Source organism: Campylobacter hominis ATCC BAA-381 (assembly GCF_000017585.1).
In the GTDB taxonomy this organism is placed as follows: domain Bacteria; phylum Campylobacterota; class Campylobacteria; order Campylobacterales; family Campylobacteraceae; genus Campylobacter_B; species Campylobacter_B hominis.
Window position 1 is genome coordinate 1,187,160 of record NC_009714.1, and the last position, 16,125, is coordinate 1,203,284.

16 protein-coding genes are annotated in these 16,125 nt (G+C 31.6%); 8 read left to right on the plus strand and 8 right to left on the minus strand.

Translation table 11 applies throughout. The features are described from left to right. Positions 1-121 precede the first annotated feature (121 nt). Genes glyS through purU form a run of 4 tightly spaced genes read right to left on the minus strand, consistent with a single transcriptional unit; the run spans position 122 to position 4,794 of the window. Positions 122-2,146, minus strand: coding sequence for a glycine--tRNA ligase subunit beta (gene glyS, locus CHAB381_RS05820; RefSeq protein WP_012109098.1), 2,025 nt, complete (start codon positions 2,144-2,146; stop codon positions 122-124). A gap of 13 nt (positions 2,147-2,159) precedes the next feature. After that, a complete protein-coding gene (locus tag CHAB381_RS05825; RefSeq protein ID WP_012109099.1) occupies positions 2,160-3,473 on the minus strand; it encodes an endonuclease/exonuclease/phosphatase family protein in 1,314 nt (437 codons plus the stop codon). Further along, a complete protein-coding gene (locus CHAB381_RS05830; RefSeq protein WP_012109100.1) occupies positions 3,470-3,955 on the minus strand; it encodes a tRNA (cytidine(34)-2'-O)-methyltransferase in 486 nt (161 codons plus the stop codon). Before CHAB381_RS05830 ends, CHAB381_RS05825 begins: the two co-directional genes overlap by 4 nt. Then, positions 3,955-4,794: a formyltetrahydrofolate deformylase gene (purU, locus tag CHAB381_RS05835; protein WP_012109101.1), complete on the minus strand. Its 840-nt coding sequence runs from the start codon at positions 4,792-4,794 to the stop codon at positions 3,955-3,957. The genes CHAB381_RS05830 and purU overlap by 1 nt, the downstream gene beginning before the upstream one ends. Positions 4,795-4,940: 146 nt before the next feature. On the opposite strand from purU, the gene CHAB381_RS08510 reads away from it, so the two are divergent. The 8 genes from CHAB381_RS08510 to recO all read left to right on the plus strand — a co-directional run bounded on the left by CHAB381_RS08510 (position 4,941) and on the right by recO (position 12,576). Beyond that, a complete protein-coding gene (locus CHAB381_RS08510) occupies positions 4,941-6,239 on the plus strand; it encodes a hypothetical protein (RefSeq protein ID WP_012109102.1) in 1,299 nt (432 codons plus the stop codon). A 9-nt stretch (positions 6,240-6,248) separates the two neighbouring features. Further along, positions 6,249-6,857, plus strand: a complete 609-nt coding sequence (gene gmk, locus CHAB381_RS05850) for a guanylate kinase (RefSeq protein WP_012109103.1) — start codon at positions 6,249-6,251, stop codon at positions 6,855-6,857. Positions 6,858-6,866: 9 nt separating this feature from the next. Continuing rightward, positions 6,867-7,058 carry a twin-arginine translocase TatA/TatE family subunit gene (tatA, locus tag CHAB381_RS05855; protein ID WP_012109104.1) on the plus strand — a complete coding sequence of 64 codons (192 nt, stop codon included), beginning with the start codon at positions 6,867-6,869 and terminating at the stop codon, positions 7,056-7,058. 26 nt (positions 7,059-7,084) lie between these two features. Beyond that, a complete protein-coding gene (gene tatA, locus CHAB381_RS05860; RefSeq protein WP_012109105.1) occupies positions 7,085-7,279 on the plus strand; it encodes a twin-arginine translocase TatA/TatE family subunit in 195 nt (64 codons plus the stop codon). Positions 7,280-7,282: 3 nt separating this feature from the next. Next, entirely contained in the window at positions 7,283-8,860 is a 1,578-nt protein-coding gene (gene argS, locus CHAB381_RS05865) for an arginine--tRNA ligase (RefSeq protein WP_012109106.1), read from the plus strand. Then, positions 8,860-10,440, plus strand: a complete 1,581-nt coding sequence (locus tag CHAB381_RS05870; RefSeq protein WP_012109107.1) for a DNA polymerase III subunit gamma/tau — start codon at positions 8,860-8,862, stop codon at positions 10,438-10,440. The genes argS and CHAB381_RS05870 overlap by 1 nt, the downstream gene beginning before the upstream one ends. Positions 10,441-10,489: 49 nt before the next feature. Next, the gene (locus tag CHAB381_RS05875; RefSeq protein ID WP_012109108.1) at positions 10,490-11,425 is read left to right on the plus strand and encodes a ribose-phosphate pyrophosphokinase; all 936 of its coding nucleotides are present in this window, start codon (positions 10,490-10,492) and stop codon (positions 11,423-11,425) included. Between the two features lie 536 nt (positions 11,426-11,961). Beyond that, positions 11,962-12,576, plus strand: a complete 615-nt coding sequence (gene recO, locus CHAB381_RS05880; RefSeq protein ID WP_012109110.1) for a recombination protein RecO — start codon at positions 11,962-11,964, stop codon at positions 12,574-12,576. Between the two features lie 407 nt (positions 12,577-12,983). Here recO and CHAB381_RS05885 read toward each other — a convergent pair whose 3' ends face one another. The 4 genes from CHAB381_RS05885 to CHAB381_RS05900 form a co-directional block, all read right to left on the minus strand. Then, positions 12,984-13,712 carry a sulfite exporter TauE/SafE family protein gene (locus CHAB381_RS05885; protein WP_012109111.1) on the minus strand — a complete coding sequence of 243 codons (729 nt, stop codon included), beginning with the start codon at positions 13,710-13,712 and terminating at the stop codon, positions 12,984-12,986. 437 nt (positions 13,713-14,149) lie between these two features. Then, the gene (locus CHAB381_RS05890) at positions 14,150-15,163 is read right to left on the minus strand and encodes a tRNA nucleotidyltransferase/poly(A) polymerase family protein (protein WP_232215072.1); all 1,014 of its coding nucleotides are present in this window, start codon (positions 15,161-15,163) and stop codon (positions 14,150-14,152) included. A 94-nt stretch (positions 15,164-15,257) separates the two neighbouring features. Then, a complete protein-coding gene (locus tag CHAB381_RS08515; protein WP_012109114.1) occupies positions 15,258-15,887 on the minus strand; it encodes a CiaD-like domain-containing protein in 630 nt (209 codons plus the stop codon). Next, positions 15,884-16,123 (minus strand): hypothetical protein, encoded by a 240-nt coding sequence (locus CHAB381_RS05900; RefSeq protein WP_143297191.1) that lies wholly within the window; start codon positions 16,121-16,123, stop codon positions 15,884-15,886. Before CHAB381_RS05900 ends, CHAB381_RS08515 begins: the two co-directional genes overlap by 4 nt. Between the last annotated feature and the right edge of the window lie 2 nt (positions 16,124-16,125).

Here is a 16,125-nt window from a genome sequence, read left to right on the forward strand (position 1 = left end):
TATTTTACTTAAAATTTTATATGCCTTAATCCATAAAAATTTTAAATTCATAAAATAAAATTTAAAAACAAAAACTGAAATTTAAATGCAATAAAAAATTCTTAAATTTCACAAAACTGAATTAAAAACCGATCTCTTTTATATCGGCAACTTTTAAAAATGCGTTGTAAATTTGACCGATTAGCGCAATCCTATTAGCTTTTATTTTTTTATCTTCCGCGTTTATCATAACTTTATCAAAAAACTCGTCAATCTTATCTTTCAGTGCAAAAAGCGAATTCAGATAATTTTTACAATCTTCATCATTTAAATCAAGTGATTTAAAAACGCTGTTTAATAAAATCTCCGTCTCATTTTCAAAAAGCGCTTCATTTACGACACCTATCTTTTCGTCTTTTATAATGTTTGCCAAACGTTTAAACGTAGCAAATTTTTCACTGAAATCAGCCTCTTTTGAAATTTCATCAAGTGAGATTATAGCCGAGTTCAGTTTTTTAATATCGTTTTCGCCACTGTTAATGCAAGCTTTTATAACGGAAACATTAGCGTCATAAAGGCTGTAAAGTCTATCTTTTAAGAAATTTATCAAAGAATTTTCATCAAATTTTGCATAATTTTTAGCCAATTTTTTTATAACAGAAGCGATATTAAAATTTAAATTTTGATTTAAAACAATCTTTAAAATTCCAAGAGCGGCACGCCTTAACGCATAAGGATCCTTATTTCCATTCGGAATTTTGCCGATGCTGAAAAGCCCGATAAGAGTTTCAAATTTTACGCTAATTGCTATAATGCTTGAAAAAATTCCATTTGGAAGCTCACTATTTTCACCATTTGGCAAATACTGCTCATAAATTGCTCTTGCTACAAGCGGATGTTCGTTTTTATAAAGTGCATAATAACTTCCCATTACACCTTGAAGCTCAGGAAATTCCCCGACCATCGAGCTTGTAAGATCAGCTTTGCTTAACATAATCGCGCGATTTATTTCATTTTCAAAACAATCTTTTTTAAACTCATTTTTAAGTTCGTCTTTATAAAATTCAGCAAAAATTTTCGCTGTTTCAAGCTCTCTTAACTCTTTTTCATAAACAGAACCAAGACCATCCATATATGAAACATTTTTTAGTTTATTTTCTGAAAATTCGGCTTTCAAATCATTTTGCCAAAAAAACATCGCGTCGCTAAGACGGGCTCTTAAAACTTTTTCATTTCCTTTTATAATCAGCCCGTTATCATCGCTAACGGCATTACTTACAACTACAAAATGGTTTGATAATTTTCCGTTTTCAAAAACAGGAAAATAGCGTTGATTTTCTTTCATTGAAGTGATTATCACCTCTTTCGGAACTGCCAAAAAACTTTCATCAAAGTTGCCAAGTAAAGCTGTTGGATGCTCTGTGATAGCTATAACTTCATTTAAAAGCTCATTATCAATTTGAATTTTTACACCGTTTTCACGTTCTATTTTTCCAAATTCGCTTAAAATTTCAGTTTTTCTATCATCTGATTTTAAAATTATTCCGTTTTTTGCCAAAAGTTTAAAATACTCATCAGAGTCTCTAAATCTTATAAGTTCATATCCGAAATTTCTGTGTGGAAAAAATGCCGCTCTGCTTTGCACGCCGAAAATTTTAAAATCTACGTTTTTACCGTCAAGTAAACAAGCCACACTTCTAATCGGACGAATGAAAGAAAACTCGCCATTACCCCAGCGCATAGATCTGCCGAAATTTAAAGAAAGCAGAAATTCTTCTATCATAGAGCCCAAAATTTCAGCGCTTGCTTTTCCTTTTTGAAGCTTTTTATAGTATAAAACTTCCTTACCGTCAACATTTTCAAATTTCAACTCATTTTCACTTATACCGCATTTTTTTGCAAAACTAAGCGCAGCCTTTGTAAAAACGCCATCTTTTAAAGCGATATTTTTTGGCGCGCCGGTTTTTATAATCTCGCTGTCAGGCTGAAATTCGCTGAAATTTTTATGTATAAGTACAAGTCTGCGTGGAGTAAATTCAAACTCGAATTCAGTTTCCAATGAGTTTTTACACAAAATTTCACGCCATTTCGGTGCGATATTTTTAAATTCCTTTAAAAAAGGTATTGCAGGAAGTTCCTCTGTTCCTATTTCAATTAAAAGTTCCATTTTTATCCTTATTTTAATTTAAAATTAACTCTTTTTTACCTTTATAAGTTTTCACCAATACGTTTTTGAATGTTAAATTATTACCGTTTTCAATCTTTTTATTTGGCGAAAAAAACGGAAATTTACCGTATTTTGTCTGAATTTTTCCATCTTTGATATCAGCCACGATTTTGTTTATCACATCACCGCTTCTTGCTAGCGAAATTTCACTAAATTCCAACATATTTTCCGATAAATTTTTCTCTTTGCCGATTTTTTGCAAAACTTGATAATCCGTTATTTCAAAATTTCCTTTATAAAAGCCGACATCTTGTATTTTTAAATCAACTCTATCACCCAAATTTAAAAAATTATGTCTGTCGAAAACATAAATTCCACGCCTGTTTTGCGTTATTACAAAACCATTTTTATCTTTATAGACAACAACTGCATCTTTCAAAATAATAGGATTTTTAATAGCATTAATGCCATAAATTTCATCAACTGTTGCGATTTTTTCGTCAATTATCGGCGTTATATTCGGCTTAGAACTTATCGTGAAAAAAATAGGCAAATGATCACTGTTTTTAAAATTTTCATCAAAAACGCCAAAAGATTCATCTTTATAATTTAAAGTCACGTTTTTAAAAAAATCCTGTGAGAGCAAAATATGATCTATTGCTCGCCCGCTTTGATGTGAAATTCGCTCAATTGAAGGTAAAAATTTCCACAAATCCACTAAATTATAACGATTTATAATATCGTTTAAAAGCGAATCAGAACCGTAATTTGTATTGAAATCGCCTAAAACAACGACATTTTTAACATTTCTTAAAACGCTGCTTAATTGAGTAGCGTTTGCTATTCGCTTGCTATATGCATTTTTTTTTGCTAAAAAATGATTAACAAAAATCGAAAAATTTTCACCTTCAAAAGTAAAATCACAACGCAGAATATCCCTTGATTTTATATTTAAAGGCGGCGGATAAAAAATAGTATCTTTTATCTTTATGCGCGACAAAACGGCAACGCCGAATGGTGAGTTTTTATCACTTTTTGAAAATTTATAAAATTTATAGCCGCTTTTTTGTGCCAGATCTTTTAAAACTTCAAAATTTTCAATCTCTTGTAATGCAACTATATCGGCATCTAAACGCTTCAAAACATCCACCGTTTTTTCAAGTTTAAAACTGTATTTTTCGGCATTCCAATTGCCGTTTTTAAAATCATTATATTCACTTCCTTGCACCTTTGCGTCAAATAAATTTTCGACGTTGTAAGTAGCTATTTTAAGCTCACTTGCAAATGCAAAAGTAAAAAAAAGTAAAATCGCTAAAATTTTTCTCATATTTGATATCCGCGAGCGTTTTCAAAAGCACCGATATTTTGGCGAATCGCTTCGTAAGCCACAATCCCGACACTCATCGCAAGATTTAAACTTCGCCCTTCATTTCCCATAGGAATCGTAATTGCATTTTGCCAATTTTTTTGCATAAAATTCATCGGAAGCCCCGTGCTTTCGCCTCCGAAAAATATAAAATCATCTTTTTTAAAATCAGCCGTGAAATACAATCTCTTACTTTTTGTGGTACTAAACCAAAAGCGCGAAATTTTATCGCCGTTTGCCGCCATAAAATCATCCAGACTATCCCAAATCGTAGGATTTAACTTTTTCCAATAATCAAGCCCGGCCCTGCGAACCGACTTTTCATCAAGTGAAAAAATCGTAGGTTTTACGATATGAAGTTTGAGATTCGCATTTATACAAAGTCTGCCTATAGCACCTGTATTTTGCGGGATTTGCGGATGAACAAGAACGATGTTAAACATCAAAACACCACCGTTTTATTATTATAAACAAAAATTCTATCATCAAAAACAAGATCAAGTGCCGCAGCTAAGACATTTCGCTCTACATTGCGCCCTGCTCTTCGCATCTCCTGCCAGCTCATTTCATGATTTACACGAATTACATCTTGCGTTATAATCGGTCCTTCATCAAGATTATCATTTACAAAATGTGCCGTTGCGCCGACTATTTTTACACCACGCTCATAAGCTTGTTTGTAAGGATTTGCACCGATGAAAGCCGGTAAAAACGAGTGATGAATATTTATGATTTTTTCTTTAAAATTAGATACGAAAACAGGTGATAAAATTCTCATATATTTAGCCAAAATCATATAATCGAAATCAAATTTTTTAAGCGCGTCGATTACCATTTCTTCATGCTTTTCTCTTGTTATTTCATCACTTGAAATACAAAAAAACGGAATATCGAATTTCGATACTAAACTTTTTAAATCATTATGATTTGCCAAAACAGCCAAAATTTCGGCATTTAGCTCGCCGCTACTGTTTTTTATGAGCAAATCGCCTATACAATGCGTCTCTTTTGTCGCCAAAATTACGATTTTTTTCTTTTTTTGCTCTTTTAGGTTTATATTTGCTTTTTCTCCGAGCATCGCGCTTAAAGTGCCTTTTAATGCAGTTTCGTTTATTTTTTCATTTGCATCGATTTCGGCTCTGTAAAAAAATCTTCCGACTCCGTGATCTACAAATTCGTGATTTGTAGCGATATTTAAATCAAATTTAAAAATTACATCTGAAATTCGGTAAATTAAACCTTTTGAGTCATCACAATCAATCTTTAAAATGTATTTTTTCATATTTTCCTCTAAAATTCAACCTTTAATTCTACATAATTTTCTATAAATTTAAGCTTTTTACAATAAAAATAAAAATTTTAAACAAACATAAGCAACTAATAATAAAAAATATCTTAAAATAAGTAAATCAGTTTTTAGGAGTTTTTATGAAAATTTTACTTGACAGTAAAAACAGTTCAATTATAAATATCGTAAATATCTGCGTAGAACGCTCAAATGCAGATTTAATCAACGAAGATGGCGAATATGATTTGCTTATTTGCGACTATGACGCCGATGAAGAAAAAGAGTTTGATTTTGATAAAACTCTATTTTTACTTGCAAAAGGTCAAGAGCTTTCAGGTGCAAAATATAAACTGACAAAACCGTTTTTACCGACCGATCTTATAAATTTTATCGTATCTTTCGGCTCAAAAAAAGACGATAATTTACAAAATTCAGAAATTCAAACATCAGAAATTCAAGCAAAAAATTTAGACGAACCTGATATAATTCAACCTCAAAATGAAAGTGTGGAACCGATAATAACGGAAAAAATGCATGAGAAATTAAACAAAGATATACAAGAAGTAAGCAGTCTTATAAAAGAAATAGATGAAATGGATACAAAAAATATGGAAAATACGGAACAAAAAATCGAAATTTTAACACCAAAGGCCGACATTAAAGCTACGGCACCACAAAATAAAAATATAGTAAAAGGAGATGAAATGTCTACTGAAAATATAATTTTAGAAAATTTCATAAATGATTTTTATAAATCAAATGATAATAGACCGATTAGCGAAGTTGCAAGCGATTTAAACAATCTTGTAAAGCGCGGATTTTTTGAGCCTAGCGAATTTGATATAGATTATAAAATCAACAGCATTTATAAATCTGACGATGATCGCCCGATTAGCGATATCGCAAAAGAAATCGAACTAATACAGACGGAAGTAGAAGTAAAAGAAAAAATCGATAATGCGGATATTAAGGCGTCGAAAAACGATATGAATTTTGATATAAATTCTAATGACGACAGACCGATTAGTGAGATTGCAAAAGAGATAGAAAGTCTTGAAAAAATAAAAATTGATGATTTTGAGGCTGGCCTTGATCTTGCGCTTGGCAAAAAAAAAGATGAAATTCCAAATAAAAAAGACGAAATTTTAAGTAAAGAAGCGGAAAGTAAAGATGTTTTAAAAACAGATAGAAGCGACACAAAACTTGTAAATGTTTTAAAAATAGATAATCTGCAAAAAAACGCGCAAGAAACTGAAATATCAAACGACGATGAAACAAAACTTGAAGCCGAAGATGTTGAAAATATTATAAAATTTGAAAATTTTCCGTCAAATTTAGACGAAAATACAATACGCAAAAACCTTAAAAACGCCATTTTAGCAGAACTTAAAAAAATAAACGCTAAAATCTCATCTTTTAAATTAAAAGTAAAATTTTAAGGAAAATATGTGGGCGGTCAAATTTTAATCGTTTCAGGACCTAGTGGAAGCGGCAAAAGCACGCTAATAGAGCGCTTAATGAAAGAAGAAAACAATATTTATTTTTCGATTTCATCTACTACCAGAAAGATTAGAGCCGGAGAAAAAGATGATGTAAATTACCATTATATAAGCGTTAGCGATTTTGAAAAAGGTATAAAAGAAGGCGAATTTTTAGAATATGCTGTAGTACATAAAAATTATTACGGCACATCTATTAAACCTGTTTTAGCTGCCTTGGAAGCCGGTAAAAGCGTTATTTTCGATATTGACGTTCAAGGATTTGACATCGTTCGCAAAAAATTTGATGAAGAAATTACATCCGTTTTTATTACAACAAAAACTAAAAATGAGCTTGAAAAACGCCTAAAAAAACGCGGAAGCAATGACGAAAAAGACATCGAAAGAAGACTTTACAATGCCGCAATAGAAATGCAACATATAAAAGACTACGATTATTTTTTAATAAATGATGATTTGGCTAATTCTTACCGCGCTTTTAAAGCGATTTTTCGTTCTATGAAATTTAAAACAAAAAATCTAAATGTAGCGCAAATCGCCGAAAATTGGATTGATTAAGGAGAAAAAATGGCAGTTGGTCCTTGGCAAGTAGTTGCTATCCTGGTTATTATCGTTTTGCTTTTCGGAGCAAAAAAAATCCCTGAGCTCGCTCAAGGAATCGGAAAAAGTATAAAGATTTTCAAAAAAGAGGTAGAAAACGATGATAAAACCGGCGAAGAAAATAAAGAAAAAATAGAAAAAAAAGACGAAAAACAATAGAATATATTGATATTAAAGGAGAAAAAATGGCAGTTGGTCCTTGGCAAATAATTGTTATCCTGGTTATTATCGTTTTGCTTTTCGGGGCAAAAAAAATCCCTGAGCTAGCTCAAGGAATCGGAAAAGGTATAAAAACATTTAAAAAAGAGATGGAAAGCAGCGACGAAGCAACAGAAAATAAAACAGAAAAAGTCGAAAAAAAAGACGAGAATAAGGCTTAAAATTTGAAAAATCAGATAATTGATGAAATAAAAAAAATTTTGCCTTACGATATAATTTTAGAACAGCCGAAAAATAAAAATTTAGCGCATTATGCCTGCCCTGTAGCTTTTTGCCTTGCTAAAGAATTTAAAAAATCACCAAAAATAATCGCGGAAGAATTGGCCGATAAATTTCGAAATAGTAAAATTTTTAACGTATCGGCATTAAACGGATATTTAAATTTTAAACTTAAAGCCGAATTTTTAGCTGAAATTTCAGGTGAAGCTTTAAAAAACGGTGAAAATTTTGCAAGTGAAAAAGAAAAAACCTCGCCGACAACACTTTTAGAATATATAAGCGCAAATCCAACAGGTCCTCTCCACATAGGACATGTCAGAGGCGCCGTATACGGTGATACTTTACAAAGAGTAAGCAATTATTTGGGTTATAAAATGCAAACCGAATACTATATTAATGATGCCGGAAATCAAATCGATTTGCTTGGAATTTCAATGATTCTACGTGCAAAAGAACTTGCCGGTGAAGAAGTAATATATCCTGATAAATACTACCGCGGCGAATACATAGATGAAATTTTAAAAATTGCAAAAGAAAAATTCGGCGATGAAATTTTAAAAGACGAAAAAAAATTAAGCGATTTTGCAAAAGATGAAGTATTAAAAATTATAAAAAAAGATTTGGCCGATGCAGGAATTGAAATTTCAAACTGGATTAGCGAAAAAAGTCTATATAACGAGCTTGAAGGCACTATAAAAAAGCTTGAAAAAAGCGGTAAAATGTATGAAAAAGAAGGCAAAATTTGGATTGCCTCCATACAAAACGGCGATGAAAAAGATCGCGTAGTTGTTCGTGAAGACGGTCGCCCTACATATTTGGCAGGCGATATAATTTATCATAATAATAAATTTGAACGAAATTTTGATCATTATATAAATATTTGGGGTGCGGATCACCACGGATATGTCGCAAGATTAAAAGCGGCGATAAATTTCTTAGGATATGATGAAAATCGTTTGGAAGTTGTTTTAATGCAAATGGTAAGTCTTTTAAAAAACGGCGAAACTTTTAAAATGAGCAAACGCGCAGGAAATGTCGTTTTGATGAGCGATATACTTGAAGAAATCGGAAAAGACGCGCTTAGATTTATATTTATAAGCAAAAGCGGTAACTCTCCGCTTGAATTCGACATAGACGAACTAAAAAAAGAGGACAGCACAAACCCGATTTTTTATATAAATTACGCTCATGCCAGAGTGAATCAGGTATTTGGTAAAGCAGGAAAAAACGTAGAACAAATAATAGATGAAAATTTTGAAAATTTGGATGAAGATGCTTTAAATTTAGTATTTGAAGCATTAAGATTGAATGAAATTTTAAACGAAGCGCTGAAATCACGCTCTTTGCAAAAAATACCGGATTTCTTAAAAAGCCTTGCAGGCGATTTTCATAAATATTATAATGAAAACCGCGTTATAGGAAGTGATAACGAAAATGCAAGACTGAAGGTTTTTGCAGTAGTTGCTCTTTGTATACGAACGGCTTTCTCACTAATGGGACTAGAAGCAAAAGCGAAAATGTAATGCAGGCTCTAGCTCTAAAATATCGCCCAAAAAATTTTGACGAACTGATCGGTCAAGATACTATCGCTAAAAGTCTTTCTCATGCACTTGACAGCAAACGTCTAAGCCACGCTTATCTTTTCAGCGGGCTTAGAGGAAGCGGCAAAACCTCATCAGCGCGTATTTTTGCAAAAGATTTAATTTGTGAAAAAGGTCCTACAAGTCATGCATGTGAAGAATGTGATAACTGTATAATGGCAAATGAAGGGCGTCATATTGACATTATAGAAATGGACGCGGCAAGTCATAGAAAAATCGATGATATAAGAGAACTGATTGAGCAGACGAAATACGCTCCAAGCGTTGCAAGATATAAAATTTTTATTATTGATGAAGTTCATATGCTAACGACTGAAGCTTCAAATGCACTTTTAAAAACGCTTGAGGAACCGCCTGAATATGTGAAATTTATATTAGCCACAACCAATCCGCTAAAACTTCCTGTAACGGTGCTTTCAAGAACACAACACTTTCGTTTTAAACCGATTGCCACAAATCTCATAATGGCGCATTTGGAATATATTTTACAAAATGAAAATATAGCTTACGAACAATCTGCAATTGAAATTCTAGCTCGTAGCGGTTCCGGCTCACTTAGGGATACTCTTACACTTTTGGACCAGGCTATAATTTTTAGCGGCGAAAATATAACTCAAAGCAAAATTGCAGAAATGCTTGGACTTTTAGATCCGACAAAAATCGATGAAATTTTAAAAATTATAATTAACCAAGATAGAAACGCGCTGATTGATATCATAAAAGAGATTGAAAATTATGCGCCTGAAACAATTATCGATGAACTTATATCAAATCTTAAATCGAAATTTTTAAAACGCGACACATCTTTTAGTCTGCTTATGTATGAGCGATTTTTTAGAATACTTGCGATTGCAAAAGGTATGCTTTCAATTAGCAATGACAACGGATACACTTTTGCTATGGCGTTTTTTAAGATGATGGAAGCTGTAAATTTACGCCAAATTGATGAACTTATCGAAGCAAGTAAAAATATAAATCAAAATACAACAAAAGTGCAACCGCAAAATGCACAAAATTTTACCGAAAATCAAAATTTAGACGGGCGAAATTCTAAAAATCTGCAAAGCAGTACAAAAACCGAACAAACTTTAACAAATATGCCGCCATACAAACTGTTTGTAAAAAATATTTATGATAGAGATTATGATTTAGGTGAAATTTTTGACAATTATATAGAATTTGACAGTTTTGAAAACGGCGTGATGACAATAATTTCAAATGCTACCAATATAAAAACAAGAAATGCCTTAAATATAGGATTTAAAGCGCTGAAAGAAATTTTAAAACAAACTTTCGGCGAAAAAGCAACACTCAAAGTAATAAAAAAAGACAGCGAAGTCTTAAAAGAGCAAATAAAAAAAAATATGAGCCTAAATGAAGATAGAAACGAAACAAATGAGGCGATTGAAAAATTACAACAAATGAAAAAAACCAATAAAATGACGAACGAAGAAATTTTGATAAACGAACTTGACCGCTTATTCGGCGCTTATAAAGTTTAAAGAAATTTTAGGGTAGAATTTTAAAAATTTTTATTAAAAAAGGGTAAAAATGCGAGGATATAAAATTTTTTCAGGCACTGCGAATCTTGAATTTTCAAAGAAAATTTCAAAATATTTGTCGCTTCCGTTAAGTGAAGCCACTATTAAGCGTTTCAGTGATGGCGAAATAAATGTCCAAATCCGTGAAAGTGTGCGCGGAAAAGATGTTTTTGTCATCCAACCTACCTGTGCTCCTGCAAATGTAAATCTAATGGAACTTTTAATTGTTTCAGACGCGTTAAGAAGAAGTTCGGCAAACTCAATAACCGCCGTTGTACCGTACTTCGGCTATGCAAGACAAGATAGAAAAGCGGCTCCAAGGGTTCCTATTACCGCCAAATTAGTTGCAAATATGATGCAAACAGCAGGCGTAAATCGCGTGGTTACTATGGATTTGCATGCAGGACAAATACAAGGATTTTTTGACGTTCCTGTGGATAATCTATACGGCTCGATTGTTTTCGTTGATTTTTTAAAAGCGCAAAATTTAAAAAATCCGATTATAGCAAGCCCTGATGTCGGCGGCGTGGCACGCGCAAGAAGTTTTGCAAAAAAACTTAATTTGGATATGGTAATAGTTGATAAGCGCCGCGAAGAAGCAAATAAAAGCGAAGTTATGAATGTAATAGGCGATGTAAAAGATAAGGATGTGATTTTAATAGACGATATGATAGATACGGCAGGAACTATCGTAAAAGCGGCCACAGCCTTTAAAGAGCGCGGCGCCACAAGCGTTATGGCATTTTGCACACATGCCGTTTTAAGCGGTATAGCTTATGAAAATATAGCAAATCCTGCGCTTGATAAACTGATTGTAACCGATACAATTCCTTTAAAAGACGGCGCAAATACAGATAAAATTAAAATTTTAAGCGTAGCTCCTTTGTTCGGTGAAGTTATTCGCCGTGTATATCACGATGAAAGCGTAAATTCTTTATTTATTTAAAATTTAAGGGCAATTTTTTGGCCCTTAAATTTTTGTTTTTCGTAAATCTTCCAGCTTTTAAAAATATTATAAATCTTTTTTACATTATAGATTAAAACTTTAAAAATTTAATTTTCTCAAAATATTTTTTTATATAATTCTTTGATAAAAACGATATTTTTCAATTCAGCTTTAAAAAAAGAACAAAGAATAAAAATTAAATATGATAATCAAGCGGATAAGACAAACTATATCAAAAACGCCTGATATAATAACAATAAAACTTTACCTGCGGCAATCCGATTTTAAATTACACCATAATAAAAAAAATTTTAAAAATCATGTAAAAATTTTGTCAAAAATATCAAAATTACATTAAACGCAGAAATTCTCATTAAAATGAAAAAATCTCTTTTTAAATGCCTATAAAATTTTTAAATCAATTATCCTTTTTTAATATTTTCCAATTTTATACAAAATTTTACAATTCTAAAAATTTAAACTCTATAAAATTAAATTTTATCTTTTTTAAAACCCTGTTTTGATACAATCACGCTATGCAAGGATTTATATTAAAAGTTACGAAAGTTAGAGATGAAGATTGTATCGTCAGCATTCTTACAAACAGTGAAATGCTTGAAACATATAGATTTTACGGTGCCAGACACTCAAATATCACACAAGGTTTTAAAATAGATTTCGAACTTCAAAGCGATATAAAATTTCTACCAAAACTTAGAGGAGTAATGCATCTTGGTTTTTCGTGGCTTACAAACCGCGATAAAATGCTTTTTTGGCAACAGCTGATGAGACTGTTTTATGCACATTTAAAAGGAACCGGAAGTGTTGATGGATTTTATTTTGATATGCTTGAAAACTGCGCGCAAAAATTCGGCAAACAAAATCCTAAACGCCTTATTATAGAAACTTATGCACAAATTTTGGATTTTGAAGGCAGACTTCACAAAGATAAAATCTGTTTTATCTGCGACAACGAAATTTCTGAAGAAATCGCTCTTGCACGCGCATTTTTACCGGCGCATGGAAACTGTATAAATAAAAATACAATAAATTTTGATAAACTTTTGGAATTTTATGAAACAAAAAAATCCATCAATTTAAATGACGGCGAAGTAAATTACCTTTATAGCGTAGTTTTAGAAGGATTTTAATAAAAGTAGCCAAAAATTTATGCATTTTTACAAAATGAATTTACGCTTTAAAAATGGATTTTATTTCGATATATTTAAAACAGTGCGCAAAAATTCGGCAAACAAAATCCAAAACGCTTTATTATAGAAACTTATACAAAAATTTGGATTAAGCAAGACTTCGAAAAGATAAAATTTACGTTTTAATATACATAATTTAGTAAAACTTCAATGTACACCAACAAATCAAAGCTGTAAATCTATACTGAAAACCTGTTTTTTTAAAAATTATTTTTATAGAATGCATAATTAAAAGTATTTGTCTGAATGTTTTACAATGTATTTTTAAAGAAATTATTTATATGTTCAAACTAAAATTATTTTTGAATTTTATAAATTTTTTATTTTAAAAACTACTAAATAGCGTTTCACCCGAAAATAACTTTTTTCAATGTCAAACAAAACATCGAAACATAAAGCGCAAGAAGCCAATATTTTTGTGATTGTTTTGAAATTCTATGAGACGTTTTCGTGCCGAAATACACGCCCGCAAGAGAACCAAGTCCAAGCAAAATGCCGTCTTTATAATCAACGTAACCATGCCATGCAAGGCTTATAAATCCGCTGAATGAACTGAAAATCACAAAAAACAGACCCATACTTACGGCTTTTTTAATATCAACTCCCAAAAATCCGACCAAAATCGGCGTTAAAAACAGCGCTCCGCCAATTCCCATGCTAATCGCGATTGCTCCGATTGCGGCGCCTATTATAAAAAGTAAAATGTTGCTTGGATTTTTGGACTCTTTTGAAACATTTGTCATAAAAAATTTTACAATCGCTATTGCCAATGTGATTAAAAGTCCAATTTCAAGGCATTTTGACGGCACAGCTGCCACGATAAAACCGCTCAAACCGGCTCCAAATAAACCGCCAAATCCAACAAAAATACCGTTATTTATGACAAGTTTGCCGTTTTTGTAATTTATATAAGAGCCGAAAATCGCACTGAAAAGCATTTGCAAAATCGAAATTCCGATGGCAATTTTTATATCATAACCAAACGCAAGCATCGTAGGAACTACAACGGTTCCACCGCCTATTCCAAAAAACCCCGAAATAAATCCGACGCAAACTCCAATTACAACTAAAATCATTTTTATCCTTTTTACGCGCCTAATTATATACAAAATTAAAAAATTTACACAACAAAAAGTGCTATTTATAGAAAATATACGCATTTAATTGAAGTGTAGCTGATTTTAGCCGAAGATGTCGAAAGCTTACCGATAAAAAAATATCCGGAAAATACTGTTTGTTTTAGAAATTTACTTAATATTTGACTAATTTTTTAATTTATTAGAAAAAAGCATTAAAAATTTTGCGTTTTAAAAACTTCACGGAAAAATTTCAAAATTAAAATTCCAAAAAAAAGTGCGCTTGCGTAATAAACTGTCAAATTACTGTTTATCGCTAGATAAGCCTTCAAATAAAAATCTTAAAAAATTTACAGAATAAAACTATTTTTCGCTGTAAGTATAGTTATTTCACGAATAACTGCATGTTATAATTATTTCACAAAATACGACAAAAATCATAGAGAATTTTTTAAATTTTTGATTTTATTTATATGTTTTCGTATCTTTTTACTGCGCTCATTTTTTATTGCGGTTGCAATTTTTATGCCATTTAAGCCGATTTTTACAAATTTAGCGCCTGAAACTTTAAAATGCAGACGATTATCATAAATACGCAACGACTTCGCCATTTTCACGCGGTGCGCGCTATACATTCCAAGCCACGATTTTAACGGTATTTTACTTGAAATTTCACAAAGCGCAAAACTGCTTACGCGCTCATAAAAAGGTTCATTTAAAATGCGCTTATAAACCGAATTAAGATTTAAAGAACGCAGAATTTTAAGTTTATCAAGATGCAAAAAATTTAATATGACATACAAAAAAAACATCTCGTTTTGCACGATTTTTGCGCTATTTTTTAAAATTCCTGTAATCTTTTTATTTTGTTTATCGGAAATTTTAACGCCGAAAATTTTTTCATCAATTCCTAAAATTTGCAAAATTTTAAAGCCGTGAGCTAAAAATTTTGCTCTAAAAAGTTTCACAAGCTCATCTCTAATGCGATCCTTACTTAAATCATCAAGCTTTATCTTTTGCATAATTTTAAGCGTATTTTGTTCTATTTTCAGATTAAATCTAGCGCAAAACTGCGCTCCTCGAAGCACGCGAAGACTGTCTTCAACAAAAGTTTTTTCGCAAACCATACGCAAAACTCGTGCCCTGATATCGGCCACGCCGCCGTAAAAATCGCAAATCTCACCAGTAAAAATATTTATCATAACGGCATTTATGCTAAAATCCCGCCTTTTGACAGCCATTCGTTCATCGTTGCAAACTTCAACTTCAAAAGCCTTGTGACCGACGCCGATTTTATTTTCACTGCGTGCCAAAGCGATATCAAAATTTTCAAATTTATACACAAAAAAACTTTTTCCAACGCCTTTTGCGCCGATACCAAGCATAATTTTTTCAAAAATTTCAGGATTTATATCATAAACTTCAATATCGATATCTTTAGGCTTTGACATGCCGCCAAAAAGAAAAAAATCTCTTACGGATCCGCCGACAAAGTAAGCCCTTTTCGTATAATTTTTTAAAACGTTAAAAAGTGTCTTAAATCCGCTAATTTGAAAGGTTTTTAATTCTATTTTCGATACTTGCAATCAAAAATTCCATAAATTTTAAATTTAGTTTAACTCTTGCTTCAATGTCCGCTTTATCAAACATTTCAAGTCCGTCAAAAAGCACCAAAATACGCTCTTTTATGGCTGTTAAAAACTCTATTTCATCTTTTATTTGAGATTTTTTTAGAAAATTTTCATTGGAAATTTTGATTTGCAAGGATTTATCCGCTAAATTTTCATCGTTTAGCTTTTCAGTTTGTACAGGTTTTTGAAGCGGTTTCGGTGATTTTGAATTTTGAGCGTTTAAACTGTCATCAGATAGAATTTCATCATTTATTTTTTTATCCGAAAAACCGGCCGTATTTAAATACATAGAATTTTCATTAACGAAATTATCATTTGATAAATTTTCATTTTCAAAATTTTCTCCAGGTAAATACGGCTCTTCAACACCTGAATTTTCTTGCAGTAAGTTTTCATCCTGCAATTTTTTCTCATTGAATTTTTTTTCACCGATATTTTCATTTATTGAGTTTTTTTCATCAGTATTTTCGGTTTCCGAATTTTTAGATTTTTGCGCGTTCCCAAGCTCTTCAATTACGATTTTAGCGATGTCTTCTATTTTCATATATCAACAAGCCACCTTTTAAATTTTTCCGTGTCATCTTTATTTTCACTCAAAAAAAGCGCCAACATTTCTTTATTTGCGCTGCTTAATTTTTGCAATTTTTTTTCTTTTATACGATCCAGAATTTGCGAAATTTCACTATTTTCGCCGTTTTTTAGCAAAACTAGGCACATCTCAATCGCTTTTTCATAAAAGCCGTTTGATTCCAAAACCAAAATATTTGCTAAATTTGCCAACA

What these genes read in the sequence shown, in the direction of transcription:
- CHAB381_RS05825 (WP_012109099.1), bottom strand. Translation starts at nt 3,473, where the DNA reads ATGAGAAAAATTTTAGCGATTTTACTTTTTTTTACTTTTGCATTTGCA.
- CHAB381_RS05870 (WP_012109107.1), top strand. Translation starts at nt 8,860, where the DNA reads ATGCAGGCTCTAGCTCTAAAATATCGCCCAAAAAATTTTGACGAACTG.
- tatA (WP_012109104.1), top strand. Translation starts at nt 6,867, where the DNA reads ATGGCAGTTGGTCCTTGGCAAGTAGTTGCTATCCTGGTTATTATCGTT.
- recO (WP_012109110.1), top strand. Translation starts at nt 11,962, where the DNA reads ATGCAAGGATTTATATTAAAAGTTACGAAAGTTAGAGATGAAGATTGT.
- glyS (WP_012109098.1), bottom strand. Translation starts at nt 2,146, where the DNA reads ATGGAACTTTTAATTGAAATAGGAACAGAGGAACTTCCTGCAATACCT.
- CHAB381_RS08515 (WP_012109114.1), bottom strand. Translation starts at nt 15,887, where the DNA reads ATGAAAATAGAAGACATCGCTAAAATCGTAATTGAAGAGCTTGGGAAC.
- CHAB381_RS08510 (WP_012109102.1), top strand. Translation starts at nt 4,941, where the DNA reads ATGAAAATTTTACTTGACAGTAAAAACAGTTCAATTATAAATATCGTA.
- CHAB381_RS05875 (WP_012109108.1), top strand. Translation starts at nt 10,490, where the DNA reads ATGCGAGGATATAAAATTTTTTCAGGCACTGCGAATCTTGAATTTTCA.
- CHAB381_RS05890 (WP_232215072.1), bottom strand. Translation starts at nt 15,163, where the DNA reads ATGTCAAAGCCTAAAGATATCGATATTGAAGTTTATGATATAAATCCT.
- purU (WP_012109101.1), bottom strand. Translation starts at nt 4,794, where the DNA reads ATGAAAAAATACATTTTAAAGATTGATTGTGATGACTCAAAAGGTTTA.
- tatA (WP_012109105.1), top strand. Translation starts at nt 7,085, where the DNA reads ATGGCAGTTGGTCCTTGGCAAATAATTGTTATCCTGGTTATTATCGTT.
- CHAB381_RS05830 (WP_012109100.1), bottom strand. Translation starts at nt 3,955, where the DNA reads ATGTTTAACATCGTTCTTGTTCATCCGCAAATCCCGCAAAATACAGGT.
- CHAB381_RS05885 (WP_012109111.1), bottom strand. Translation starts at nt 13,712, where the DNA reads ATGATTTTAGTTGTAATTGGAGTTTGCGTCGGATTTATTTCGGGGTTT.